Here is a 24,805-nt window from a genome sequence, read left to right on the forward strand (position 1 = left end):
TTTCACTGGAAGCACACCCATGAGCGACAAAAACGGCAGCCCACCCCGCAAAAAACCCGAAGACCTGCGCAGCCAGCAATGGTTTGGCCGCCAAGACCGCGATGGCTTTGCCTACCGCAGCTGGGTCAAAGGCAAGGGCGTGCCGCATGACCAGTTTGATGGTCGCCCGGTCATTGGCATCTGCAACACCTTCAGCGAACTTACGCCCTGCAACTCGCACTTTCGCACGCTGGCCGAGCAGGTCAAGATCGGGGTTTATGAAGCGGGTGGCTTTCCGCTTGAATTCCCCGTGATGTCGCTGGGCGAAACCCTGCTGCGCCCCACCGCCATGCTGTACCGCAACCTGGCCAGCATGGACGTTGAAGAGAGCATTCGCGGCAACCCGATTGACGGCGTGGTGTTGCTCATGGGTTGCGACAAAACCACGCCCAGCTTGCTCATGGGCGCGTCCAGCGTGGGCCTGCCCACCATTGGCGTCTCGGGCGGTCCCATGCTGAACGGCAAATGGCGCGGCCAAGAGCTGGGCTCGGGCACCGGGGTGTGGAGCATGAGCGAGCAGGTGCGTGCGGGCACGCTCAAGCTGACCGACTTTTTTGAAGCAGAAAGCTGCATGCACCGCAGCCACGGCCACTGCATGACCATGGGCACCGCCAGCACCATGGCCAGCATGGTAGAGGCCCTGGGCATTGGCCTGCCCGGCAACGCCACTTACCCCGCTGTGGATGGCCGCCGCAATGTGCTGGCCCGCGAAGCCGGGCGGCGCATCGTCGAGATGGTGCACACCGACCAGACCATCAGCAAGGTACTGACCCGCGAAGCTTTTGAAAACGCCATCCGCACGCTGGCGGCCATTGGCGGCTCGACCAACGCGGTGATCCACCTGATCGCGATAGCTGGGCGTTTGGGTTTGAAGCTCACCGTGGACGACTTCGAGCGCCTGGGCAGCGAGTTGCCTTGCCTGCTCAATTTGCAACCCTCGGGCGATCACCTGATGGAAGACTTTTGCTATGCAGGGGGCTTGCCGGTGGTGATGAAAGAAATCGAGCACCTGCTGCACTTGAGTCTGGTGACGGTGAGCGGTAAAACGGTGAGCGAAAACATCGCCAGCGCCGTGAACTACGACCCGCGCGTCATCAAAACATTTGAAGCCCCGTTCAAAGAAAAGGCGGGCATCGCCATCCTGCGCGGCAACTTGGCCCCACGCGGTGCGGTCATCAAGCCCAGCGCTGCCACACCTTCGCTGATGGTGCACACCGGCCGCGCCGTGGTGTTTGAAGACAGCCACGATTTCCACAAACGCATCGATGACGAAGGTCTGGATGTGGACGAGAACTGCATTTTGGTTTTGAAGAACTGTGGCCCCAAGGGCTACCCCGGCATGGCCGAGGTGGGCAACATGCCGCTGCCACCCAAGGTGCTGCGCAAAGGCATCACCGACATGGTGCGCATCAGCGACGCCCGCATGAGCGGCACGGCCTACGGCACCGTGGTGTTGCACACCACGCCTGAAGCCGCCGCGGGCGGCCCGCTGGCCGTGGTGCAAAACGGCGACATGATTGAGCTGAACGTGCCCGAGCGCAAACTGCAACTGCTCATCAGCGACGAAGAACTGGCACGCCGCTTGTCGCTGTGGGAAAAGCCCGCGCCCGCCATGAATTCGGGCTACTGGAAGCTTTACATCGACCATGTGCTGCAAGCCGACGAAGGCGCAGACATGGACTTTTTGGTCGGCCAGCGCGGCGCGGCTGTGCCCAAAGACAACCATTGATAGACCGCCCTTCTTTTGGTGGAGCCCACCCTGTGGGCGATTCCGCGTGGACCACGAAGACCTGCATCGCCCACGGGGTGGGCTCCTACAAAAAATGCATCTCGCTCTGAATAAACCAAGGACATGAACATGCGTATTTTGATCACCGGCGGTGCCGGATTTTTGGGCGCCCGACTGGCCCGCGAAATTTTGAAGCGCGGACAGCTCAATGGCCAGACCGTGACGGAATTGGTCATTGCCGACCTGTTCCCCGCCCCCGCCGATATGCTGGCCGACCCTCGGGTCAAGGGCCATGCGGGCCCCATGCTGGAACAAGGCGACTTGTTCAAGAGCGGTTTTGACGGCGTGTTCCATTTGGCCTCGGCCGTGTCGGGCGAGTGCGAGTTGGACTTTGATTTGGGTCTGCGCTCCAACGTGGACAGCTCGCGCTTGTTGCTCGACAGCATCCGCTCGTCCGGCAAAGCCTCACGCTTGGTCTTTGCCAGCTCGGTGGCCGTGTTCGGGCCTGATGCGGCCAACCCCATGCCTGCGCTGGTGGCCGACACCACCTTGCCCACGCCACAAACCTCGTATGGCACACACAAGCTGATGATCGAGTACATGGTGGCCGACTACACCCGCAAAGGCTACATCGACGGCCGCGCCGCCCGCCTGATGACGGTGGCCGTGCGCCCCGGCAAGCCCAATGGCGCGGCGTCCTCCTTCTTCAGCGGCATCATCCGCGAGCCTTTGGCGGGCACCGCCACCACCTGCCCGGTGGACGCGCATGTTTCACACCCCATCTCTTCGCCGGGTAACACCATGCATGGCCTGATCACCGTGTTCGAGGCCAGCCGCGAAGCCTTTGGCGGCCGCATGGCCCTGAACCTGCCGGGCTTGAATGTGAAGGTCAGCGACATGCTGGCCGCGCTGGAAAAAGTCGCTGGTCCCGCTGTGCGTGCCCGCGTGACTTTTGAAAAAGACGAGCGCATCGCCGCCATCGTGGACAACTGGGCCAAAGCTTGCACCTTTGAGCGTGCGCATGCCTTGGGTTTGCGGGCTGATGCCAGCTACGAGGCCATCATTGAGCAGTACATCGAGGACTGCAAAACACGGCCGGGCTACCCGGCCGAGGCGTTGAGTGGCTTGAAGTGATTGAACAATCCACGGCCGCAACCAAACGTTGAATGCCACCCCTTGTCAACTGGTGGCTTCAGCGAGGTTTGTAGGCCGTGACATCGATTTCAACCTTGGCATCAATCATCAGCCTGGACTCCACTGTGGATCTCGCTGGACGGTGCTCACCAAAGCACTCCATGTAGATGCGATTGAAGCTCCCGAAGTCCCGCGCATCGTTCAGCCAGACGTTCACTTTGCACACATCATCCAAGGTACAACCTGCCAGAGACAGCGCTTGTTGTATGCGGACAAAGACTTGGCGTGTTTGAGCCTCAATCCCACCGAACACCACTTCGCCTTGGTCATTGGTCGGCACTTGACCCGAAACAAAAACAAAATCGCCAGCGCGTGTGGCGGGTGAAAGCGGACGGGCCAAACGGTCTGAGGCAATGGGTGATGTGCCAAGCATTTCAACATTCATGTGTTGTCTCCTACAGGGTTGATAAGTCTCAATTGATCAATTATGTACAGGAAAACCCTGTATTCGCACGATTCTGGCTTGTTTTAAGATGAATCGTGTAAAAAATTTACATGATTCCTTTCATTTTCAGGAGACCCACATGCTGCGTTTGCCACGTCGACACCTGCTGACTTTGCTCTTGGCGGCATTGCCAATGGTTTCTTTAGCAGCGCCGCCCAAGGGTGGTGCTGCCAATTTGGCCATGATTGGTGAGCCCCAAAGTCTGGACCCGATGGCCTCCACAGCGGATCTGGTGGGAACCATCATGCAGCATGTGTATGAAACCCTTTACACATTTGACGCGAAATGGAATGCCATACCCATGCTTGCCGATGGCATGCCCAAAATGTCGGCCGATGGTCTGACCTACAACATCAACATCCGCAAGGGCGTGAAATTGCACAGCGGCCGTGACTTGGATGCACAGGATGTGGTGGCCTCACTCAAGCGCTGGATGGACATGGCACCGCGCGGAAAATCGATCGCCAAGGACACGGCAAGTCTTGAAGCCAAAGGCAGCCACACACTTGAATGGAAGTTCAAAGTACCCAACGCCTCACTGCTGTCGCAACTGGCGCTGCCCTCGGGCATGGCCGCCATCATGGCCAAGGAAAGCATCGCCACCCCGCTCACCACATTTGTGGGAACCGGCCCCTACAAATTCAAGGAGCGCCGCCCCGACCAGTTCGTGATCCTGTCGCGCTTTGACACCTACAGCCCACGCAACGAGGCGGCCAGCGGCTACGGTGGCAAACGCGAAGCCCTACTGGACGAGTTGCGCTTCACGCCCGTGCCCAACGCCAACACACGCGTGGAGGGGGCCTTGGCCAATCAGTTCCAATTTGCCGACCAATTGCCTGCAGAGGCATTGTCGCGGGTGGAAAAAGGCGGCGCTGGCGTGGTGCCCATCCTCACACCTTCTTTCGGCTTTCCATATTTGGTTCTCAACACCAAAGAAGGCGTGATGGCCAACCAAGGCATGCGCCAGGCGATTCAAATCGCCATTGGGCAAGGCGAGATGTTGACCGCCGCTTACGGTGACAAGCGTTTCTTCACCGTGGAAGGCAACCACTTCCCGCAAGGCACGCCGTTTTACTCCACAGCCGGCACTGACCAGTACAACAAGCAAGACGCCAAGCGCGCCAAAGAAATGGCAGAAAAAGCTGGTTACAAGGGAGAGACCATCCGGCTGCTGACCAGCCGCAATTTTGAGTTCCACCACACCATGGTGCAGGTGATGGCCGAGCAGCTACGCGCCGCCGGATTCAAGCCAGAAATGCAGGTGGTCGACTGGGCCACACTGGTGCAGCGCCGGGGTGACTCCAAAGTGTGGGACATTTACATGACGCACTCGGGTCAGTTCCCCGAACCCATGCTCTCCCCACCACAACTGGGCGACGGCGCACCAGGCTGGTGGGACACACCCGCCAAGGCCAAGGCACTGGGCGACTTCAACCGACAAGCCGATCCGACCAAACGCGCGCAGCTCTGGGGCACCGTGCAACAGACCGTCTACAACGAAGTGCCTTACATCAACGTCGGCAAATTCAGCAGCTTGTCTGCGCGCTCGTCCAAGCTGGAAGGCTACACACCGGCCACATGGCCGTTCTTTTGGAACACGGGCTTGTCCAAGTGACTACCAAGGCTGATTGATGTCCCGCATGTCCTGGGCCAGCCTTGGACGCACCCTGCTTGGCCGTCTCGGTGGCATGCTGGTGGTGCTGTCCTTGGTCTCCGTGCTGGTTTTCCTGCTCACACGCTTGGCCTCTGGCGATCCGATGGCGCTCCTGCTGGGTGATCAGGCTTCGCTGCAGGACATTGCCGAGGCACGCCAGCGCTTCGGGCTGGACCAATCTCTGTTCACACAATATTTGCTTTGGCTTGGAGAGGTGCTCAAGGGCAATCTGGGGCAATCCATCTTTTTGCAAATGCCCGTCTCGCAGGTACTGCTTGACCGGGCAGAACCGACGGCCTGGCTGGCTATTTTTTCTGTGGCTTTGGCCATGCTGATCGGCGTTCCCTGCGGCATCGCTTCTGCGGTCTGGCGTGGCCGCTGGGTAGACCAGTGTGTCAGTACCTTGGCCATGCTGGGGGCCAGCATGCCCAGCTTTTGGATGGGTCTGATGGTGATACAGCTACTGGCTGTGGGCGCAGGTTGGTTTCCAGTATCCGGTTACGGCGACCCCAATGCCGATTGGTTGACTCGCCTGCACCATTTGATGCTGCCCGCGCTGGTGCTTGGCACGCTCAACTCGGCCTTGATCATCCGCTTCACGCGAGCCTCAATGCTAGACATTTTGAGCGAAGACTACATCCGTACCGCCCGCTCCAAAGGGTTGACAGAAAGCACCGTCGTGCTCAAGCACGCGCTGCGCAATGCTTTGGTGCCTATCCTAACGGTGCTGGGCCTCACGCTGGCCTTGATGGTGGGTGGTGCGGTGGTGACCGAGACCGTTTTCAACCTCCCTGGCCTGGGCAACTTGGTGGTGCGCGCCGTTTTGCGCCGCGACTATCCAGTCATCCAAGGCGCCTTGCTGGTGATTGCCGGCGTCTACGTGGTCATCAATTTCACCATCGACGTGCTCTACGTCTTTGTCGACCCCCGGGTGCGCCATGGCTGAATGGCGCGTGGCCCTGCGAACCCTTTTTGCCCGCCGGGTGGTGCTGATTGCGCTGGTGCTGCTGGCGCTGATGCTGCTGATGGCCGCCATCAGCCAATGGGTGCTGCCGCATGACCCCATGACCATGAAAATCAGCCAGCGCCTGCGCGCGCCGAACTGGAGCCACTGGAGTGGCACGGACGAGCTAGGCCGGGACATCACCAGCCGCATTTTTTATGGCGCACGCTACTCGCTGGCCATTGGTGCCGGGACCGCCTTGCTAGCGGTCATGTTGGGTACTGTGCTGGGTTTGCTGGCCGGTTTTTTCAAGGCCTTGGATGCGCCGCTGATGCGGGGTGTGGACGCCATGATGGCCTTTCCCGACATCCTGCTGGGCATCGCCCTGGTGTCGATTTTGGGAGCAAGTCCGAGCAACGTGGTGCTGGCCCTGACCATCGTTTACACGCCGCGAGTGGCCCGCGTGGTGCGTGCATCCACGCTGGTGATCCGCGAACTTCCCTATGTCGAGGCTGCCCGCGCCGTGGGGGTTAGCACACCTCGGCTCCTGGGCGTGCACATTCTGCCCAACCTGATGTCGCCGGTCTTGGTGCAGCTGAGTTTCATCTTTGCCTACGCCTTGCTTGCCGAGGCCGGTTTGTCGTTTTTGGGTGTCGGCGTGGGCGCTGAAATCCCCACTTGGGGCACCATGGTGGCCGCCAGCACGCAGCATGCCGACCGCGCCGTTTGGACTCTGTTTTTCCCCGGCATGGCCATCATGCTGACAGCTCTTTCACTGCAAATACTGGGGGATGGCGTGCGCGACCTGCTCGACCCACGGCTCAAAGGTTCCACATGACTGCCCTGCTGCCCCGACTCAGTGTGCGCAATCTGCACACTCAACTGCTGCACAGCGAGGGCTCGCTGCCGCTGGTGCGGGGTGTCAGCTTTGAACTGTTCGACGGGCAAACCTTGGCCTTGGTGGGAGAGTCCGGCAGCGGCAAGTCACTCACGGCCCTGAGCCTGATGCGATTGTTGTCGCGCAATGCCCGCTGGACCTGTTCAGGGCAGGCCTTGCTGACCGATGCCCAAGGCCAGGTGCACGATCTCTTACAGGTCAGCGACAAGCACATGCGCCACCTGCGAGGCAACCAAATCGCCATGATCTTTCAAGAGCCCATGACCTGTCTGAACCCGGTGTTGTCGGTGGGCGAGCAGATCGCCGAATCGGTGCGCTTGCACAAGGGCGTAAACGCTGCAGCTGCGCGCGCTCAAGCCCTGCGCGCACTCGAGCAGGTCGAAATACCAGCTGCACGCCAGCGTCTTGCGGAGTACCCCCACCAACTCTCGGGCGGCATGCGCCAGCGCATCATGATCGCCATCGCCATGGTCTGCGAGCCGCGCGTGCTGATCGCTGACGAACCCACCACCGCGCTGGACGTGACTATCCAGGCGCAGATCCTAGCGCTGATGTCCCGATTGCAAAAAGAAACAGGCATGAGCATGCTGTTCATCACCCACAATTTGGGCGTGGTGGCGCACCATGCTGAGCGCGTGGCGGTCATGTACGCAGGCCAGGTGGTCGAACATGCGCAGGTGCATGAACTCTTTGCCAAGCCTGCACACCCTTACACACAAGGCCTGCTGGCCTGCCTGCCGGGCCGCGCGCGCCAACTGGCCCGCCAGACAGGTCAACCGGTGGCGTTGCAAGACATTCCTGGACAAGCACCGGCCATGGACCATCTGGGGTCCGGCTGCAGCTTTGTGGGGCGCTGCAGCGTCAGCCTGCCCGCCTGCCAACATCAAGCGCCGCCCTGGGTCGGCAATCCCAGCAGCGCTCGCCTGTGCCACCTCGAAGGCCAGCCATGACACGTCCCTTGGTGCGCATTCAGGACCTCACGGTCGAGTTTGGCAGCGGCGTGCAGCGCGTGCGCGTCGTGCGCGGTGTCAGTTTTGACATCGCCCCGGGTGAAGTACTGGGCCTCGTGGGCGAATCCGGTTCGGGAAAGAGCACTTTGGGGCGTGCCCTGATCCGGCTGATCCAGGCCAGCGCGGGCTCTTCGGTGCAACTGGACGGCCGTGAACTCATGGGACTGAGCCAGGGCCAAATGCGCCCCTTACGCCGCCAAGTGCAGATGGTGTTTCAAGACCCCAGCCTCAACCCACGCCAGCGCGCCGGGGACATGCTCGCTGAAGTGCTGTCCACGCACGGCCTGCACACGGGGCCTGCCCGTGGCCCTCGTATCGCCGACTTGATGCAACGGGTTGGCCTCAAACCCGAACACGCGAGCCGCTATCCGCATGAATTTTCGGGCGGTCAGAAACAGCGCCTGGGCATTGCCCGCGCACTGGCCGCCGAACCTCGCTTCATCGTGGCAGACGAGCCGCTGTCGGCTCTGGACATGTCAATCCAGGCACAAATTGTCAACTTGCTGATCCGCTTGCGCCAGCAACTGGGGCTGACTCTGCTGTTCATCTCGCACGACCTCGACGTGGTTCAGTACCTGTGCGACCGGGTTGTGGTCTTGTACCTGGGCCGGGTAATGGAGATAGCCCCCACGGCCGCCCTGTTTGACTCGCCCGCACACCCGTACACCCAGGCTTTGCTGGCAGCCGCACCGATTCCAGACCCGTCTCAGGCAGCGCCTTGCGTACATTTGCAGGGCGATCCGCCCAGCCCCTTGAACCCGCCCTCCGGCTGTGTGTTTCGCTCCCGTTGCCCACATGCTGTGGCCGCCTGTGCCGACAGCGTCCCCCCACTCACTCCGACCACATCTGGCCGCCTCGTGGCCTGCTGGCGACATGATGAATTGAATTGAACCATGCAGCTGAATCCGACATTTAAGGGTTACCCTGGACACCTTGCCCCCATCGATATCCAGGTCGTTGGCCAACAGGGTTGGCAGGTCCTCAACGGAGATTTATCGTTTCCGCTGGCGGTGCTGAAAGACTCTGCACTGCAACACAACCTGCAGTGGATGAAAGATTTCTGCCAGACCCGTGGGCTGGACATTGCGCCGCATGGCAAGACCACCATGTCGCCCGAACTGTATGCCCGCCAGCTGGATGCGGGTGCATGGGGCATCAGTTTTGCCAATGTCTTTCAGGCAGGTCTGGGGGCGCGCCACGGCGTTCGTCGCATCATCATCGCCAACCAAGTTCTGCAAGGGGTCGATCTGGACTGCTTGTCAGCCTTGTTGCGTGCGCATGAAGGATTGCAAGTCTTTTTTCTGATTGACTCGCTGGCTCAATTGCGTTTGATCGAAGAATGGCGTGTTGAGCGACAGTCCAGTTCGGTGTTCACTGTCTTGTTGGAGCTGGGCATCGCGGGCAAACGAACGGGTTGCCGCGACCATCAGGAAGCACTCACACTGGCACAGAGCATACGCCGCAGCCCAGCAGTGCAACTGGCAGGCATCGAATGTTACGAAGGCGCTTTGGCCACTTGCAACCACGAACACGACAAAGACAGCGTGGCGGCCTTGATGGCTCGCGTACAACAAATAGCCATGGCATGCGAAGCCGATGCTTGCTTTGAAACAGACGAAGTGATCATCTCGGCAGGGGGATCGGCCATATTCGATTTGGTCGCGCAACATTTGACACCCCATTTGAATCGGCCTTCGCGGGGCATTCTTCGTTCAGGTTGTTACCTCACGCATGACCATGTGCAATACAGGCATCATTTGAAGTGCGTCGGCGAGCGTCTGAATTTGCAGGAGACCTTGCGCCCAGCCTTAGAGGTGATCAGTGTTGTCCAGTCTTGCCCAGAGCCAGGCTTGGCCATTTTGTCAATGGGTAAGCGCGATGTCTCGTACGACCTGGACTTGCCGGTGCCTGAATGGCGTGCACAACTGGGGGATATCCAAACCCGCAAGGTGCCTGCCCATTGGGTCGTCAGCGCCCTCAATGACCAGCATGCCTATTTGCAATTTGACGCGCACACCCCCCAAGATCAGCACCCGATGGTGGGCCAACTGGTCGGCTGCGGCGTCTCACACCCTTGCACGACATTTGACAAATGGCGCTGGATGCCCGTGGTTGACGATGCTTATCTCGTCGTCGATGCGGTATCGGTGAATTTTTGATGTCTGCTGGACATGAGTGAACGTTACCCCCATTTGCTTCAGCGCTTGCAGCAGGCCGCATCCGGTTTGCCTCGTGCTCAACGGCAAGTGGTTGCGGTCGTGCTCCAGGATCCAGAACGCGCCCTGTCCATGAGCGTCGATGCCTTGGCTGCGCAAGCTCAGGTATCCATGCCCACCATCATGCGCACCGCCCGTCAACTGGGGTTTGAGGGCGTTCGAGAATTCAAGCTGGCCCTTGCACAGGATTTAGCCCGACATGCACCAGTGCACAGATCGGTCACGATGCGCGACAGCACCTCAGACATCGTTCAAAAAATCCTCAGCAGCGCCGCTGCGTCCATCAGTGCTTTGCAGCAAGAACTGGACCCGGCTGTCCTTGAAAAAGCGGCCCAATTGCTGGCCAGGGCTGACCGCATTGACTGCTATTCGGTGGGGGCTACATCCGCATTCATGGCCAATGACCTGCAAGGTCGATTGTTCAGACTCGGACGCCATGCGCATGCGGTGCACGATGCCCACCTACAACTGATCTCTGCGGCCACTTTAGGCCCTTCTGGCGTAGCGGTGGCGATCTCGCACGTCGGACGTATGCCTTTCATGCTAGAAGCAGTCAGCTTTGCCAAATCCCAAGGTGCCCAAGTGATCGCCATCACGCAACCTGGCACAGCATTGGCCCAGATGGCCGACGTGGTCATTGAAGTCAGCGTTCCTCCAGATGCTGTGATGCGTGTGGGTACTGAGGCATACATTGCTCATTTGTTGGTCATTGAATTGCTGATGGTGCTGGTGCTCAAAGCCTTGGGGCCCGATGCTGCCCTTCATCTGGCGAAATTCAAATCGGTCTTGCAGGCCCACGGGCAGGATGTGGACAGACACCCGACTGTGGACTGGGCTTGGTCCAATGTCGAGAAAGATACGCAAGCATGAAAACGCTTTTGTTGCGCAATACGCAATTGGTGGATGGTACAGGTGCCCCCGCTCGACCGGCTGACCTTTGTGTACAGGGTGACCGCATTGTGGCCATCGGTGAAAACTTGGCGTTGGATACCGATGAAATTTTGGATGTGAAGGGTTTGACGGTCACACCTGGTTTCATCGATGTGCACACCCACGACGATGCCATGGTCCTGCGCGATCCAGGCATGTTGGCCAAAGTGTCACAAGGCGTCACCACCGTCATCACGGGTAACTGCGGTTTATCGCTGGTACCTTTGGTCAGTGATTCGCCGGGTTCACCCCTTGATTTGCTGCACACCAGCGAATTTCGTTTCGCGCAACTGAACGACTACGCGCATGCACTTGCAAACAACCCACCAGCGGTCAATGTGGGGGCCTTGATTGGTCACACCACTTTACGCGCTACGGTCATGGCCGACCTCCATCTTGCGGCCACTGCCGATGAAACCAAAGCCATGCAAACATTGCTGGATCAAGCCTTGAACCAAGGTGCACTGGGTTTATCTTCTGGCCTTTTTTACCAGCAAGCTTATGCCGCCGACCTGCAAGAAATGCAGTCCCTGACGCGTGTTCTTGGCCGCCATGGTGCTGTTTACGTGACCCACATCCGTGACGAAATGGACGACATACTGGCAGCCATGCAAGAAGCGGCAGACACTGCCTTGGCAGGCCAGGCCACTTGGATCATGTCGCATCACAAATGTGCAGGGCCTCGCAACTGGGGCCGCACCATCGAAACCCTGGCCATGCTTGAAAGGCTCAGCCATCGCCAAAGCGTAGGCACCGATGTATACCCTTACAGCGCGGGCTCTACTTTGCTGCGCGAAGATCTGGTGGATGGTGTCATCGATATTCTGATCACGCGCAGCGACACGCATCCTGAAATGGTCGGCCGTCACCTGGCGGATATTGCGCAGGAATGGGGAACTGACCAAAAGCAGGCCTGTCGTCGACTGATGCCAGGTGGGGCCTGCTATTTTCAGATGCATGAAGATGATGTGCGCCGGGTTCTGGCTCACCCCATGAGCATGATCGGCTCCGATGGATTACCCCATGATGAACGCCCCCACCCCCGATTGTGGGGGGCCTTCGCACGCGTGCTGGCGCATTATTGTCGCGATGAAAAACTGTTCAGCTTGCCCGAGGCCATTCACAAAATGACCGGCTTGTCAGCCCAGCGTTTTGGGTTGATCGACCGGGGCGTGTTGCGTGAAGGCGGATTTGCCGATCTGGTGGTGCTGGATCCAGGCCGTGTAAAGGACAAAGCCACTTATGAAAACCCGCAACAAATGTGCGAAGGCATTGAGCGGGTGATGGTCAATGGTCAGTGGTCTTTTGCCAATCAACAAGTTCAAGGAACAAGAGCTGGAAAATTTTTGCGCCGTTTGAATCAGCCGCCCATCTGAACGCAGAGCTCGCCGTTTGAAGCTGCTTTATTCTTCACAAGCTGAAACACCAGGGCATTTTTCAAAAAGCTTTTGACATGAACCACCCCAACAAAACCCTGGACATCGTGGCGCTTGGCGAAGCCATGGTCGAGTTCAACCAGCGACCTCATGAACAGACCGACAACGCCCCGCTCTACCAAGTAGGCTTTGGCGGCGACACCAGCAACGCCGCCATTGCCGCAGCCCGCGCTGGGGCTCGTGTGGCCTACCTGACGCGTCTGGGTGCCGACCGCTGGGGTGATCGCCTGATGGACCTGTGGCAGCGCGAAAATGTGGACACCACCACCGTGTTGCGCGACACCCAAGCGCCCACCGGCATGTACTTTGTGAGCCACGACGCGCAAGGTCACCACTTCAGTTATGCGCGTGCGGGCTCGGCCGCCAGCCGCATGCAGCCACAAGATCTCACGCTCTGGCAAGACGCCATCGCCCACAGCCATTGGCTGCACCTGTCGGGCATCTCTTTAGCCATTTCCGCCACGGCCTGCGACACGGCTTTTGCAGCCATGGCGCTTGCCCGCAGCAGCGGCACACGGGTGGCGCTCGACTCCAACCTGCGTTTGTCGCTGTGGCCCCTGGCCCGGGCGCAGGCCTGCATCAACCACGCCGTCAGTTTGTGCGATCTGTTTTTGCCCAGTCTGGAAGACATGACCGCGCTCACCGGCCTCACCCAAGCGGCCGACATCGTCGCCTGGAGCCACGCACAGGGTGCCGCGCAAGTGGTGCTCAAACTGGGGGCCGATGGGGCGCTGGCCAGCGACGGCAAAAACCAGCAACGCCTGCCAGGCCATGCAGTCACGGCAGTCGACGCCACAGGCGCGGGCGACTGTTTTGCGGGCAACCTGTTGGCGCGTTTGTCGGCGGGCGACGACCTGTGGGCCGCCACCAATTACGCCAACGCCGCAGCCTCGCTCTCGGTGCAGGGCTTCGGCGCGGTCGGCCCCTTGCCCACACGCGAGGCCGTGCTGAAAGTGTTGAACGCCCCCTCGAAAGGCCCTACAGCATGAGCAGCACAAGACCTTTGATCGCCATCGACTGGGGGACCTCTTCGCTGCGCGGCGCGCGACTCGGTGCAAGCGGCCAGGTGCTCGAATCCCGCGAATTTCCACGCGGCATCCTCACCGTGCCGCCCGGCCAGTTTGAATCGGTGTTCCAAGAATTATTTGGCGACTGGATGCAAGCTCCGGGAGCGCTCTGCCTGATCTCGGGCATGGCGGGCAGCCGCCAAGGCTGGCAAGAAACACCCTACTGCCCCTGCCCCGCAGGCTTTGCTGAATTGGGCCAGCACCTGCTGTGGCTGCAGCCCGGACGCATCGCCCTGGTGCCGGGCCTGAGCTGCCTGGGTGCAGATGCCCTGAACACACCCGATGTGATGCGCGGCGAAGAGGTGCAAATTTTTGGAGCCCTGCAGATGTCGGACCGCGACAGCGCCACGCTGGTGCTGCCGGGCACACACAGCAAATGGGTGCAGGTGCAAGGCGGGCGCGTCACGCAGTTCCAGACCTTCATGACCGGCGAGGTGTTTGCGCTGATGAGCCAGCACTCAATTTTGGGCAAGACGATGGACTTGCAGGGCGCTTTTGACGAAGCGATATTTTTGCAAGGCGTGGACCAAAGCCAACAAAGCGGCAGTGTGTTGCACCACCTGTTTGCGGTGCGCACGCTGGGATTGTTTGAACGCCTGAGCGCGGCCCAATTGCCCAGTTACTTGTCGGGCCTGCTCATTGGCGAAGAGCTGCGCCACCAGACGGCTTCAGCCCACCCCGAGCCCGTGATTTTAATGGGCAGCGAAGCCCTGACCCTGCGCTACACCCTGGCCCTGCAGCACCTGCGCATACCCTGCCAAAGCCGAGGGGCCGAGGCCACTTGGGCGGGCTTGTTTGCGCTGGCATCAGCATGCTGACAGGCCAGCGGCTCATCGCGGCGAGGACGCCGCACCTGCAAGGAATTCCACCATGACACTGACCACAAAGCCCGCCCATGCCCTGGCGCAAGCCATGGCCCAACTGCCCTTGATCGCCATCCTGCGAGGCCTCACGCCCGCTGAAGCCCCCATCATCGGAGAGGCGCTGGTCAGCAGCGGCTTTGCCATCATCGAAGTGCCGCTCAATTCCCCTGAGCCTTTGCAGAGCATCGCCGCTCTGACTCAGCAGTTTCCGCAAACCCTGATCGGCGCTGGCACGGTGCTGAACGCGCAGCAGGTCAAAGACGTGCACGCCGCTGGCGGCCGCCTGGTCGTGGCCCCCAACTTCAACACCGCCGTGGTGGCGCAAGCCCTGGCATTGAACATGGTGGTGCTGCCCGGCGTGGCCACGCCCACCGAAGCCTTTGCCGCACTCGATGCGGGTGCGAATGGCCTCAAGCTCTTCCCTGCCGAGATGATTTCACCCGCCACCGTCAAAGCGCTGCGGGCCGTGCTGCCCAAAGATGCCGCCTTGATGCCCGTGGGCGGCATCACGCCGCACAATATGGCGGCTTATTTGGCGGCTGGTGCGTCCGGCTTCGGTTTGGGGTCGGCCTTGTTTGCGCCGGGGCGCAGCGCCCATGAGGTGCGAGTTCAAGCTGAAGCGTTTGTCAGGGCCTTCAAGCATCGGGGCGCATCTCTTGATCCGACACGCTGAAGTTTGAAATGTAAGAAATGTCAGCTCGCAGGTCGGCACTCGCAGAGTCCGACATGATGGGTTTGGGCACAGGCCCCTGTCGGAGTCTTCGACCGCCGACCTACAACATCAATGTGTGAGAGATGCCATCTTGTAGGTCGGTACTCGCAGAGTCCGACATTTTTGGCTTCTGCACAGGCACCTGTCGGGGTCTTCGACCGCCGACCTACAACATCAATGTGTAAGAGATGCCATCTTATAGGTCGTTACTCGCAGAGTCCGACATTTTTGGCTTCTGCACAGGCCCCTGTCGGGGTCTTCGACCGCCGACCTACATCATCAATGTGTGAGACATGCCACCTTGTAGGTCGGTACTCGCAGAGTCCGACATTTTTGGCTTCTGCACAGGCCCCTGTCGGGGTCTTCGACCGCCGACCTGCAACATCAATGTGTGAGACATGCCATCTGGTAGGTCGGCACTCGCAGAGTCCGACATTTTTGGCTTCTGCACAGGCCCCTGTCGGGGTCTTTGACCGCCGACCTACAACATCAATGTGTGAGAGATGCCATCTGGTAGGTCGGTACTCGCAGAGTCCGACATGAGGAGTTTGGGCACAGGCCCCTGTCGGGGTCTTCGACCGCCGACCTACAGTTGCTTTGAGACTTGATGACTTCCCAAGGCAAGCGCAATCAAACCATCAATGGCTTTGGCTGGATTCGTTCTCAGTGGCGATCTGTTCAAACTGCTGTTTTGCAAATGCCCACACCATGCGCGATGCATCGGGCCCTTTGGGATCTGAATAAGCTTGTGATGCCGCCCCACCGCTCCAGGCATGCCCCAGGCCACTGATCTCCTTGTAGGTCACCTGCAAGCGTTCACCCACAAACCAGTCCATCGTGCTGAATGCATAACGCTTTCCATGGCGAACCGCACGCGCCGCTTCGGGTTGCGCGTGGCAATGTGCAGCCCACCGAAGCGCGGCCCTAAGTCCATTAGCGCTCGCGACCACAGGGTCTGCGTTGCCTTGAATCACCAGCAATGCGGGCAAGACGGCTGCATCTTTGTCGGCCTGATGCAATGGCACACGAAAGCGTCCGTGCATGGCAGCCACTGCTGTGGCGGAAGAATTGGCAGACGTGGGCTCTACCCCTGAGTGCATCACCACAGCGGCAAAGCGGCGTGGGAAGTGCAGCGCTGTGAGCGCGGCCATGCTGGCACCCGCTGACAGCCCTGCAATGGCCACCCGCGCGCGATCGATCGCATGCAAACTGCTGACATGGTCCAAAGCGGTCACGATACTGGCCGCTTCAAGCTTGGCGCGACCGCTGCGCTTTTGAAACCAGTTCCAACACCCCATGGGATTGGCTTGCCGGTCTTGCCGAGGGTAAAGCACCATGAATCCAAAGTGTTTGGCCAGCTGATTCATCTGGGTGCTGGCAGAAAATTCCAACGCATCCTGACCACAGCCGTGCAGCATCACCAACAGTGGGCTTGGCTTCGATGAGGACAAGTTGGGCGGTTTGTAAAAACCATATCTTCTCAGCCCCGAGGGGCTCAGTGACATGCCCTCACTCCAGCCTTGAACGGGCGCAGCCACCCGGGGCTTGCGTGGGGCAACCGAAGAGCGCGATGCAAGCCGCAACACACCTTGGCCCGCACTGGCCGCACGACGCATCACCCAACGCGCTTGTTTATTGGCCATGCGCGACAACAGACCCCAAGCTGAGCGGCGTGCCATGCGCTCAGTTCTGCGGTGATGATGAAGGGATGCGCGCACTCACACTGTGGTTGCGCCTCTTTGTGACTTGTGAAACTTGGCCAGCTGACTTGACACCGCTCATCATGAACGCGCGCCTTGATTTTGCAACAAGGCGGCTTCGCGTTGCGGGTGCCGTTGAAGTGCGAGAGCCTGGATGAATGCATCCTGCACTTCGTCCGTGTAGGTTTCCTCGATGATCAAGCCTTGATCCAGCTTACCCGCCGCCACTTGCGATGGCACGCCAGCTGCCGCAAGAAGTGCTTGCGAGGCCCCCAGGGACAACAGGGTTTTTCCATGCCTGTATGTGTCTTTGATGAAGTCCAGGGTGTGGGGGTCGCTGGCCAAATTTTGGACAGCTTGCTCACCCTCTGGCAGCACCAGCGCATCAAACAAAAAGCCAGGTTCATTTTCAAGCGATGCATCCGCCACGACCGGCACTTGATCGCTTGTTTGAACTTCACCGATGTGGGGTGCCACGAAACAGGGCGTTGCGCCCAGAGCGGTCAGTTCGGCATGCACAGCTGCTGCGCTTTGACCCAGCATGCCGTGCGCAGCCAGTATGGCGATCTTCAGGCCCGCAATCGAACCTTCACCGGGACGGGCCGTCAATGACAGCAAAGGCGAAACCGACACCTCGGGCTTGGACGGCTTGGCCAATGCCAAGGGCATGGCAGGCGGCATGCTGGTCATGCCCAAGCCATCCGCCACTTGCTGGGCCAGTGCTTGCGACACGTTGCGCAAGGACGACACCATGCGTTGGCGAATCGCGGGCACCGTCAGCTTGCTCAATTCAAATCGAAACGCAGCGGCAATATGGGCCTGCTCCACAGGCGTTTGGCTGTTGAAAAACAACTTCGCCTGGGTGTAGTGGTCCGCAAATTTTTCCGGCTTGCCCCGCACCTTGGCTTGCAATTGCTTGGCCTGCATGCGCTCAGGCACCGTGACAAACCCTTGCTCAGCCCCGGCCTGGAAAGGACAGCCGCCCCCCAGTGAGTTGGGCTCATACGACACCCGACCGCGTGGAATGGCCTGTCGATGCATGCCGTCACGCTGGTTGTTGTGAACCGGGTTGACAGGACTGTTGATGGGGAGTTCGTGAAAGTTGGGGCCGCCCAGCCGTGAAATTTGCGTGTCCATGTAGGAATGAATGCGACCGGCCAGCAAGGGGTCGTTCGAAAAATCAATGCCGGGGATGACATGGGCTGCGCAAAAAGCCACCTGTTCGGTTTCTGCAAAAAAATTGTCCGGGTTACGGTTCAAGACCATGCGCCCCACCAGCTTGACGGGCACCAATTCTTCAGGAATCAGCTTGGTGGCATCCAGAACATCGAAACTGAATTTGGCTGCTTGCTCTTCCGTGAAGATCTGCAATCCCAGTTCCCACTCGGGGAATGCACCCGACTCGATGCGCTCCCACAAGTCACGGCGGTGGTAGTCGGGGTCTGCCCCAGAAATTTTCACCGCCTCATCCCACACCATGGAGTGGGTGCCAAACTTGGGCTTCCAGTGGAACTTGACGAACACAGATTCGTTTTGTGCATTGACTAAACGGAAGGTGTGCACGCCAAATCCTTCCATGGTCGCATAGCTGCGCGGGATGGCGCGGTCACTCATGGCCCACATCAACATGTGGGTGGACTCCGGCATCAAGGAAACGAAGTCCCAGAAGGTGTCGTGCGCGCTTGCAGCTTGCGGCATCTGATGATGCGGCTCAGGTTTGACCGCATGGATGAGGTCGGGGAACTTGATGGCATCCTGTATGAAGAAAACCGGCATGTTGTTGCCCACCAAATCCCAATTGCCCTCATCGGTATAAAACTTGACAGCGAAACCGCGCACATCACGCGCCGTGTCCTTGGAGCCACGCTCGCCTGCCACCGTAGAAAACCGGACAAACACAGGCGTCTTCTTGCCCTCTTCTTGAAACGGTGCAGCTTGGGTCACCTGCGTCAAGGGTTCATAGCATTCAAAATAGCCATGTGCCCCAGAGCCCCTTGCATGCACGATGCGCTCGGGAATGCGCTCATGGTCAAAATGCGTGATCTTCTCGCGCAAGATGAAATCTTCCAGCAAGACCGGTCCCCGCAAACCATCCTTGAGGGAGTTTTGGTTGTCGCTGATGGGCACGCCTTGATTGGTTGTCAGCATTTGTCCGCTTGAATCCACGCGAACGCGGTCCAGTGAACCGATACCGGCATTCAGGCCCTCTGCGGCCATGCTGCCCGTCTTGGGCGTGCCTTGGGACTCCGTCAGTGTGCTGCCAGTGGGCAGTCGCGACTCGGGCTGTATGGTCTGCCCGACTTTGGGATGCATGGCGCTGTCAATGCCGTGCTCAAAGCCTAGATGGGCGTTGAATGGCATAGCCGCTGCAAGCTCCTGCGTTTGCATGGTTTTTTCAGACGCACTGTTGAAATCGCTGGATTGCAGGGCAACTTTGCCTTTGCTTTTCATTTTGCTTTTTGCCATAGGAATGAACCACCTTTTCTGAAGTTTTTGAAGCACTGTGAGTTGGAGAATCCGACTGCAAACAATTGATCCGGCACGTTGAAGTTTGAAAGGCGTGAGAAATGTCATCTCGTAGGTCGCCACTCGCAGAGTCCGACATGATGGGTTTCGGCTCAGGCCCATGTCGGGGTCTTCGACCGCCGACCTACAACATCTTTGAGCATTGAAAACTTCACAGGGCCGAATCGTTATCGGAAAAACAAGGCAATCAAAATGATGATGGGAATCGGGATACCGAGAAAATACAAAAGCAAAGAACGCATGGTGTGAATCCTGTCTATGTCAATGAGGTTTCAGAATCAGGGGGTGTTACAGGTCGCGTTGTCGGCCGCCAAAAATGGCAGCCCAACTGGCCATGAAAGCCCCTATAAGCATGGAGACAACCATCCACAATGCCGCATAGGTAGAGGCCTTGCGGGCCTGCTCTGCGGCCTGGATGGCGCTTGTTTGTGCCGCAATGAATCGCGCTTGCATGCGGCCATACACATCAGTCACCCGCTGCTGCGCTTGTTGTGGCGTCAAACCCGTGCGTTGCGCAACGATCTGCGAGACATGGCTCAAATCATCTGGCGGCAATGGGCCTGTGCGCAAACTGTTGAGCATGATGTGCATGACCTCGGACTGTTGCTCAGACGCTGAGATCTCCGGACTCAATCGCTCGCTGCTTGTTCGGGGTCCACTGACTGAACTGGCGGAAGAAGGCACGCGGAACAAGGAATCCAGAAAGTAAACGTTTTGAAGGTTGTCAGCCTCTGATGGCGTCAGCCCGACATGGGCCGCCGTGGCCCCAGCAATCGAGGCGCCACCGATCACCGTGGCAGCAGCTTGTGTGCCTGCGCCTGTGATGGAAGAAACGAAGGAAGCCAGCACGGTTGCAGTAACCAAGGTCGAGACGGCCCAGGACAAAAATCCATGCGCAGTGTCCCGAAAATAGGTCTCTGACTTGTCGACATGGTCCCAGCGCGTTCTCAAGCGACCCGCAATGTAGCCGCCCAAGCCAGAAGAGATCAACTGAGTGAGTGTCAGCCACACAATCGCAGTGATGCCCAAACCGATGGCACTGATTCCTTTTGCGGACCAGGGCGAGACGACCGATAAGCCCAAGCCTGTGCCCAGAATCAAGAGCACGATCGACATGACCGTCGCAGTGGCTGCACCGGCCCAAATAGCCGCCCAAGAAACGGCGCTGAGCTGCAGACCAGCCAACTTGGCCACATCCGCACTCGCTCGCAAATTTTGATATTCCGGGGTCGCGGGGCTTCTCGGCAAGGGCATTGAAGTATTCATGGGTGTCCTTGAAAAAGAATGAACAGATAGACCAGGATGAGGGGATGAATCGGGCTACGAAAACCCACAAACTCATCTGGTGGAGCCTGCCCACAAAGTCAGACAGGTGTCTGACAGGGGCAAAAATCACTGAAAAGCCTGAAATTGGGGCAAGCTGTTTGGCATCACATTGCCCCCGTGTTCAGTGTTCAGATTTCCCAGTAAGGGCGTTTTTCGTAGTACTTGTAAATGTCGCGATTCCACTCTTCAGTGGCCATCGTTGGCCAATTGGAAGAATCAAAACCAGGTGCCTTGCCCAAAATGTCTTTGCTGACATCCAGCACGTACTCATCGTTGACGTGGCTGTAAGTCAAGGCCGAAAAAGGCACTGCGAAAAGCTTTTCGCCCAAGCCCAGAAAGCCGCCAAATGACAGGACTGCGTAGGCAATTTTTCCGCTGACGGGGTCCAGCATGAGTTCTTTGATGTCCCCCAGGTTTTCCTGCATTGAATTCACAACATCTTTGCCGATGACATTCGATGCCTTGATGGGTGTATTTTGGAAAGAGGATGGTGGTATTTGAGTCATAGTGAATTTCCTTGTGGAAGGTGGAGAAAATGGACACCTCTGAATTCACCGCTTCACGGATCTATGTGTGAAGCTATTTTCGGGGTATCCACGATTCACTGTATGCACTCATCCAAGCAGGGTCGGTGCGCTTTCACACCAAATGTCTGCATCAGGTTTTGTGGGTTGGCATGGCCTCGCAGGCGATGCAGCGCTGTTGACTACCGCCTATAGATTCGGCCCGAAGAAGTCTGAGCCGTGTGTTGCCTGTTGGGAGGATTTTGTGGGAGCTTGCCAGCCAAGCGAAAACCATGTGGTCCACCAGCGTCTGATCGCCAGCAGGGCTAGCTCCCACAAGACGCAAGATTGAGGTCACCCTGCAGACTTCACAGGGCCGGATCAATCATGGCCAACGAGTCCAGACCCTGCAAGGGGCCTTGTTTTTGAGTCGCGCAAGCGCGTTGAAAACTGACGTCAGGCCTTCTCGCCCAGCCGCCCATCCCGAAAATCTGCCAAGGCCTGGTAGATCTCTTCCTTGGTGTTCATGACAAAGGGGCCGTATTGCACGATGGGCTCTTTCAGGGGTTTGCCCGCCACCAAGATGAGTTTGGCATCGGCACTGGCTTCGATCACCACGCCATCGGCCTGCGGGGTGTTCGCCAAAATGGCCATGCGCTGCACCGGCACGGCCTGCCCTGCGATGCGCACATCGCCCCGATACACGTACACAAAGGCGTTGTGTCCTGCGGGCAAGGTTTGTTCAAAACGTGAGCCCTCTGGCATGTGCACGTCCAGGTAAATCGGCTGGGTGATGCTGCGGCTCACCGCGCCTTGCACGCCGTGGCTTGTCCCCGCGATCACCGTCACGGCCACGCCATGCGGCGTTTGAAATTGCGGCAGCTGGTCGTTTTGAAAATCACGGTACCAAGGCACGTTCATCTTCTCGCTGCTGTGCAGGTTCAGCCAGAGCTGAAAGCCCTCCATCACGCCATCGGCTTGCTGCGGAATTTCGGAGTGGATCACGCCTTGGCCTGCGGTCATCCATTGCACGCCGCCGTTTTGCAACAGGCCTTCGTTGCCCGCGCTGTCGCGGTGCAGCATGCGCCCGGCGATCATGTAGGTCACGGTTTCAAAGCCCCGATGCGGGTGGTCCGGGAACCCGGCGATGTAGTCGTCCGGCTTGTCGCTGCCAAAGGCGTCGAGCATCAAAAACGGATCAAGCCGGTGCTGCAGGTCTTGCGTGAGGATGCGGCTGAGCTTGACGCCCGCGCCGTCTGACGTGGCCTGGCCGGTGACCAGGCGCTCGACAGTGCGGGACATGTTGACACAGGGGTGGCCGTTCAAGGGGGTGTTTGATGTGCTCATGATGGGAGTTTAGCGACTGCATGCTTTGCAACGCCTGCCGAGCTGTCACCTACAGGGAGATGATCCGCCCGCTGCCCTGTCAGATGCCACAGGGAAGCTGGGCTCTTGTGAACTGGCACAGCGCTTTAACTGTGCATGCGCGGCCCCTTGCAGGTCCGGCGGCAGCTGGTGCTTGGCCTGCAAATAGTGGTGGGTGTAGACGTCCAGATAAGCCTGCAGGGTGTCGGCTGCACGCACCTCGCCCGCCAATTCCAAACACAGCGAAGCCACCTCGCTGGTGCAAAAGTGGTCATCGCGTTTGGAGCGGCGCAGTTGGTAACGAGAGATCTGTTCGGGCTTCAGACTGAGCACCGGCAAGTGGTTCAGGTAAGGGCTTTTTCGGAACATCTTTCGGGCTTCGGGCCAGGTGGCGTCGAGCAAGATGAACAGCGGGCGCTGCCCGGCGGGCAAGTTATCTAAGAGGGTGGGCACGTCACCCACCACCCGCTCAGGTGCCACAAATTCGCCCGGAAACACCACAAAGGCCTGCCACTGCGGATCGGCCAGCAGCGCCAGCAAAGCCGGGTCCACCTCGGTGCGGGCCCAGCCAAAGGCAAAGGTGTCCGTCACCACATCGGCGATCAGCCAGCCGGTGTTGCTGGGTTTGAGGGGTTCGATGTCGGCCATGAGTAAGCACATGCCCGATTGCGTGGGCAACTCCGGGCGCAGACCGCAGATGCAGTGGCTGGGCACCAGGCGGCAGCCGGGGCAGCGCTCACCTTTGATGCCGCCACGTGCCATGAAGGGTTTGGCACTGCGGGCCAGGCGCTCGGTGCGCAGGCGCGACACCGCGTGAGGGGCTTTGTCCTGCTCAGGTCTTGTTGAACTCATGCGCTGACGAAAGCCTCAAACCGCCGTGGCCATGCGCAAACGTCGCGCAGCCTCTTCGTCGCGCGCATCGTCGATCTCGCGCAGCACGGCCTGCATGTCCACATCGGCCGTCGAGCGCTCGAAGCGGCCCGTGAGCGGTGTTTCATTGCTCAGCAAACCGGCTTGGTAAAGGCTCCAGATTTCGGGGCCGTATTCGGTCTGACGCAACTCTGGCGCGAACTGCCCGAAAAAATCCCTCAGGTTGCCCACATCGCGCAGCAGCATACGTTGTGCGTGGTTGTTGCCCGCAGCGTCTACGGCCTGGGGCAAGTCGATGATGACCGGCTCGTCCACTCCGGGCAGATCGCCCTCGCCGGGGATGTGCGCCAACAAAATATTGAACTCCGACAAATCGCCGTGCACCACACCCGCGCACAGCATGCGCACCACCTCGCCAATCAGGGTGGCGTGGTGCTGCAGCGCTTGCGCGGGGGTGAAGGCCACATCGTTCAGGCGCGGGGCGGCATCACCCTGCGCATCGGTGACCAGCTCCATGAGCAGCACGCCGTCAAAAAAGTTAAAGGGCCGAGGCACGCGCACGCCCGCTGCGGCCAGGCGGTACAGCGCATCCACCTCGGCGCTTTGCCAAGCGGCTTCTTGCTCCTGGCGGCCAAACTTGCTGCCCTTGGCCATGGCCCGGGCTGAGCGCGAGTTTTTGACCTTTCGGTTTTCGGTGTAGTCCACCGCTTGCCGAAAACTGCGGTGGGTGGCCTCTTTGTAAATCTTGGCGCAGCGGGTTTCGTCGCCGCAGCGCACCACAAACACCATGGCCTCTTTGCCACTCATGAGCTGACGCACTACGGTGTCGATCAGGCCCTCTTCGACGAGGGTCTGCAGTCTTGGGGGTGCCTTCATCCAGGACGATGCAAGGCGCAGATTTTGTTGCCGTCGGGATCGCGCAAGTAAGCCAGGTACAGCTTGCCTGAAGGCGTTTCACGGAAACCAGGGGGGTCTTCGCAAGTGGTGCCGCCGTTGGCCAAGCCTGCGGCATGGAAGGCATCACCCTGCTCTGCCGACTGCACCGTGAAACCAATGGTGCTGCCATTGCCATGGCATGCGGGGTCGCCATTGATGGGTGTGGTGATGGCGAAGGTGCCGGTGGGGCTGCGGTAGAAATAACGGTTTTTGTTGGCCACCCCAGGGCCATAGCCCAAGGTGCCCAACATGGCGTCATAAAACTTTTTGGAAACTTCCAGGTCATTCACACCCAGCATCACATGACTGAACATCGCACTCTCCATTAAAAAAACCCGTTGCCGGGCGAATCGAATTGCGGTCATGTTACTTGATGAGGTCAACACTGAAATCCGCCACAAACCCCAAGTCCTGGCTGCCCCGCCTGCAAACCCCATGCGATC

At 59.2% G+C, this 24,805-nt stretch carries 22 protein-coding genes; 13 read left to right on the plus strand and 9 right to left on the minus strand.

Annotated elements, in window-relative coordinates; all coding sequences use genetic code 11:
• Positions 1–19 precede the first annotated feature (19 nt).
• Positions 20–1,768: an IlvD/Edd family dehydratase gene (locus tag H663_RS07790; protein ID WP_053169818.1), complete on the plus strand. Its 1,749-nt coding sequence runs from the start codon at positions 20–22 to the stop codon at positions 1,766–1,768.
• Between the two features lie 129 nt (positions 1,769–1,897).
• Positions 1,898–2,902: a D-erythronate dehydrogenase gene (denD, locus tag H663_RS08290; protein ID WP_053171449.1), complete on the plus strand. Its 1,005-nt coding sequence runs from the start codon at positions 1,898–1,900 to the stop codon at positions 2,900–2,902.
• Between the two features lie 58 nt (positions 2,903–2,960).
• Here denD and H663_RS08750 read toward each other — a convergent pair whose 3' ends face one another.
• Positions 2,961–3,347, minus strand: a complete 387-nt coding sequence (locus tag H663_RS08750) for a RidA family protein (RefSeq protein WP_053169820.1) — start codon at positions 3,345–3,347, stop codon at positions 2,961–2,963.
• Between the two features lie 139 nt (positions 3,348–3,486).
• Here H663_RS08750 and H663_RS09045 point away from each other — a divergent pair, with 139 nt between their 5' ends.
• The 11 genes from H663_RS09045 (at position 3,487) to H663_RS13990 (ending at position 15,097) form a co-directional block, all read left to right on the plus strand.
• Positions 3,487–5,022, plus strand: a complete 1,536-nt coding sequence (locus tag H663_RS09045) for an ABC transporter substrate-binding protein (protein ID WP_053169822.1) — start codon at positions 3,487–3,489, stop codon at positions 5,020–5,022.
• Between the two features lie 25 nt (positions 5,023–5,047).
• Positions 5,048–6,007, plus strand: a complete 960-nt coding sequence (locus H663_RS09745; protein ID WP_053169824.1) for an ABC transporter permease — start codon at positions 5,048–5,050, stop codon at positions 6,005–6,007.
• Entirely contained in the window at positions 6,000–6,842 is an 843-nt protein-coding gene (locus tag H663_RS10120) for an ABC transporter permease (RefSeq protein ID WP_053169826.1), read from the plus strand. The genes H663_RS09745 and H663_RS10120 overlap by 8 nt, the downstream gene beginning before the upstream one ends.
• A complete protein-coding gene (locus tag H663_RS10325; protein ID WP_053169827.1) occupies positions 6,839–7,852 on the plus strand; it encodes an ABC transporter ATP-binding protein in 1,014 nt (337 codons plus the stop codon). The genes H663_RS10120 and H663_RS10325 overlap by 4 nt, the downstream gene beginning before the upstream one ends.
• The gene (locus tag H663_RS11035; RefSeq protein ID WP_053169828.1) at positions 7,849–8,802 is read left to right on the plus strand and encodes an ABC transporter ATP-binding protein; all 954 of its coding nucleotides are present in this window, start codon (positions 7,849–7,851) and stop codon (positions 8,800–8,802) included. The genes H663_RS10325 and H663_RS11035 overlap by 4 nt, the downstream gene beginning before the upstream one ends.
• 3 nt (positions 8,803–8,805) lie before the next feature.
• Positions 8,806–10,071 (plus strand): type III PLP-dependent enzyme domain-containing protein, encoded by a 1,266-nt coding sequence (locus H663_RS11390; protein ID WP_053169830.1) that lies wholly within the window; start codon positions 8,806–8,808, stop codon positions 10,069–10,071.
• Positions 10,072–10,083: 12 nt separating this feature from the next.
• A complete protein-coding gene (locus H663_RS11730; RefSeq protein ID WP_053169832.1) occupies positions 10,084–10,998 on the plus strand; it encodes a MurR/RpiR family transcriptional regulator in 915 nt (304 codons plus the stop codon).
• Positions 10,995–12,434, plus strand: a complete 1,440-nt coding sequence (locus tag H663_RS12240) for an N-acyl-D-amino-acid deacylase family protein (RefSeq protein ID WP_053169834.1) — start codon at positions 10,995–10,997, stop codon at positions 12,432–12,434. The genes H663_RS11730 and H663_RS12240 overlap by 4 nt, the downstream gene beginning before the upstream one ends.
• 77 nt (positions 12,435–12,511) lie before the next feature.
• Positions 12,512–13,483 (plus strand): sugar kinase, encoded by a 972-nt coding sequence (locus H663_RS12260; RefSeq protein ID WP_053169836.1) that lies wholly within the window; start codon positions 12,512–12,514, stop codon positions 13,481–13,483.
• Positions 13,480–14,379 (plus strand): 2-dehydro-3-deoxygalactonokinase, encoded by a 900-nt coding sequence (locus tag H663_RS13675; RefSeq protein WP_053169837.1) that lies wholly within the window; start codon positions 13,480–13,482, stop codon positions 14,377–14,379. Before H663_RS12260 ends, H663_RS13675 begins: the two co-directional genes overlap by 4 nt.
• 52 nt (positions 14,380–14,431) lie before the next feature.
• The gene (locus tag H663_RS13990; RefSeq protein WP_053169840.1) at positions 14,432–15,097 is read left to right on the plus strand and encodes a 2-dehydro-3-deoxy-6-phosphogalactonate aldolase; all 666 of its coding nucleotides are present in this window, start codon (positions 14,432–14,434) and stop codon (positions 15,095–15,097) included.
• A gap of 677 nt (positions 15,098–15,774) precedes the next feature.
• Here the strand turns inward: H663_RS13990 and H663_RS14015 are convergent.
• The 8 genes from H663_RS14015 to H663_RS15565 form a co-directional block, all read right to left on the minus strand.
• Complete coding sequence (locus H663_RS14015; protein ID WP_053169842.1) at positions 15,775–16,815, minus strand: extracellular catalytic domain type 1 short-chain-length polyhydroxyalkanoate depolymerase; 1,041 nt, start codon at positions 16,813–16,815, stop codon at positions 15,775–15,777.
• 102 nt (positions 16,816–16,917) lie between these two features.
• On the minus strand, positions 16,918–19,287 hold the full coding sequence (locus tag H663_RS14175) for a catalase (protein ID WP_240620273.1): 2,370 nt from the start codon (positions 19,285–19,287) through the stop codon (positions 16,918–16,920).
• 363 nt (positions 19,288–19,650) lie between these two features.
• On the minus strand, positions 19,651–20,628 hold the full coding sequence (locus H663_RS14825; RefSeq protein WP_240620274.1) for a hypothetical protein: 978 nt from the start codon (positions 20,626–20,628) through the stop codon (positions 19,651–19,653).
• Positions 20,629–20,816: 188 nt separating this feature from the next.
• On the minus strand, positions 20,817–21,194 hold the full coding sequence (locus H663_RS15355; protein ID WP_053169847.1) for a PRC-barrel domain-containing protein: 378 nt from the start codon (positions 21,192–21,194) through the stop codon (positions 20,817–20,819).
• Positions 21,195–21,647: 453 nt separating this feature from the next.
• Entirely contained in the window at positions 21,648–22,493 is an 846-nt protein-coding gene (locus H663_RS15360; RefSeq protein ID WP_205872655.1) for a pirin family protein, read from the minus strand.
• 90 nt (positions 22,494–22,583) lie between these two features.
• Positions 22,584–23,408, minus strand: a complete 825-nt coding sequence (locus tag H663_RS15365) for a tRNA-uridine aminocarboxypropyltransferase (RefSeq protein WP_053169851.1) — start codon at positions 23,406–23,408, stop codon at positions 22,584–22,586.
• Positions 23,409–23,423: 15 nt separating this feature from the next.
• Positions 23,424–24,302: a PA4780 family RIO1-like protein kinase gene (locus tag H663_RS15560; protein WP_053169853.1), complete on the minus strand. Its 879-nt coding sequence runs from the start codon at positions 24,300–24,302 to the stop codon at positions 23,424–23,426.
• Positions 24,299–24,676 (minus strand): VOC family protein, encoded by a 378-nt coding sequence (locus H663_RS15565; RefSeq protein ID WP_053169854.1) that lies wholly within the window; start codon positions 24,674–24,676, stop codon positions 24,299–24,301. Before H663_RS15565 ends, H663_RS15560 begins: the two co-directional genes overlap by 4 nt.
• Positions 24,677–24,805 lie beyond the last annotated feature (129 nt).

The sequence above is a fragment of the Limnohabitans planktonicus II-D5 genome, assembly GCF_001270065.2.
In the GTDB taxonomy this organism is placed as follows: Bacteria; Pseudomonadota; Gammaproteobacteria; order Burkholderiales; family Burkholderiaceae_C; genus Limnohabitans_A; species Limnohabitans_A planktonicus.

What these genes read in the sequence shown, in the direction of transcription:
- H663_RS07790 (WP_053169818.1), top strand. Translation starts at nt 20, where the DNA reads ATGAGCGACAAAAACGGCAGCCCACCCCGCAAAAAACCCGAAGACCTG.
- denD (WP_053171449.1), top strand. Translation starts at nt 1,898, where the DNA reads ATGCGTATTTTGATCACCGGCGGTGCCGGATTTTTGGGCGCCCGACTG.
- H663_RS08750 (WP_053169820.1), bottom strand. Translation starts at nt 3,347, where the DNA reads ATGAATGTTGAAATGCTTGGCACATCACCCATTGCCTCAGACCGTTTG.
- H663_RS09045 (WP_053169822.1), top strand. Translation starts at nt 3,487, where the DNA reads ATGCTGCGTTTGCCACGTCGACACCTGCTGACTTTGCTCTTGGCGGCA.
- H663_RS09745 (WP_053169824.1), top strand. Translation starts at nt 5,048, where the DNA reads ATGTCCTGGGCCAGCCTTGGACGCACCCTGCTTGGCCGTCTCGGTGGC.
- H663_RS10120 (WP_053169826.1), top strand. Translation starts at nt 6,000, where the DNA reads ATGGCTGAATGGCGCGTGGCCCTGCGAACCCTTTTTGCCCGCCGGGTG.
- H663_RS10325 (WP_053169827.1), top strand. Translation starts at nt 6,839, where the DNA reads ATGACTGCCCTGCTGCCCCGACTCAGTGTGCGCAATCTGCACACTCAA.
- H663_RS11035 (WP_053169828.1), top strand. Translation starts at nt 7,849, where the DNA reads ATGACACGTCCCTTGGTGCGCATTCAGGACCTCACGGTCGAGTTTGGC.
- H663_RS11390 (WP_053169830.1), top strand. Translation starts at nt 8,806, where the DNA reads ATGCAGCTGAATCCGACATTTAAGGGTTACCCTGGACACCTTGCCCCC.
- H663_RS11730 (WP_053169832.1), top strand. Translation starts at nt 10,084, where the DNA reads ATGAGTGAACGTTACCCCCATTTGCTTCAGCGCTTGCAGCAGGCCGCA.
- H663_RS12240 (WP_053169834.1), top strand. Translation starts at nt 10,995, where the DNA reads ATGAAAACGCTTTTGTTGCGCAATACGCAATTGGTGGATGGTACAGGT.
- H663_RS12260 (WP_053169836.1), top strand. Translation starts at nt 12,512, where the DNA reads ATGAACCACCCCAACAAAACCCTGGACATCGTGGCGCTTGGCGAAGCC.
- H663_RS13675 (WP_053169837.1), top strand. Translation starts at nt 13,480, where the DNA reads ATGAGCAGCACAAGACCTTTGATCGCCATCGACTGGGGGACCTCTTCG.
- H663_RS13990 (WP_053169840.1), top strand. Translation starts at nt 14,432, where the DNA reads ATGACACTGACCACAAAGCCCGCCCATGCCCTGGCGCAAGCCATGGCC.
- H663_RS14015 (WP_053169842.1), bottom strand. Translation starts at nt 16,815, where the DNA reads ATGGCACGCCGCTCAGCTTGGGGTCTGTTGTCGCGCATGGCCAATAAA.
- H663_RS14175 (WP_240620273.1), bottom strand. Translation starts at nt 19,287, where the DNA reads ATGAAAAGCAAAGGCAAAGTTGCCCTGCAATCCAGCGATTTCAACAGT.
- H663_RS14825 (WP_240620274.1), bottom strand. Translation starts at nt 20,628, where the DNA reads ATGAATACTTCAATGCCCTTGCCGAGAAGCCCCGCGACCCCGGAATAT.
- H663_RS15355 (WP_053169847.1), bottom strand. Translation starts at nt 21,194, where the DNA reads ATGACTCAAATACCACCATCCTCTTTCCAAAATACACCCATCAAGGCA.
- H663_RS15360 (WP_205872655.1), bottom strand. Translation starts at nt 22,493, where the DNA reads ATGTCCCGCACTGTCGAGCGCCTGGTCACCGGCCAGGCCACGTCAGAC.
- H663_RS15365 (WP_053169851.1), bottom strand. Translation starts at nt 23,408, where the DNA reads ATGAGTTCAACAAGACCTGAGCAGGACAAAGCCCCTCACGCGGTGTCG.
- H663_RS15560 (WP_053169853.1), bottom strand. Translation starts at nt 24,302, where the DNA reads ATGAAGGCACCCCCAAGACTGCAGACCCTCGTCGAAGAGGGCCTGATC.
- H663_RS15565 (WP_053169854.1), bottom strand. Translation starts at nt 24,676, where the DNA reads ATGTTCAGTCATGTGATGCTGGGTGTGAATGACCTGGAAGTTTCCAAA.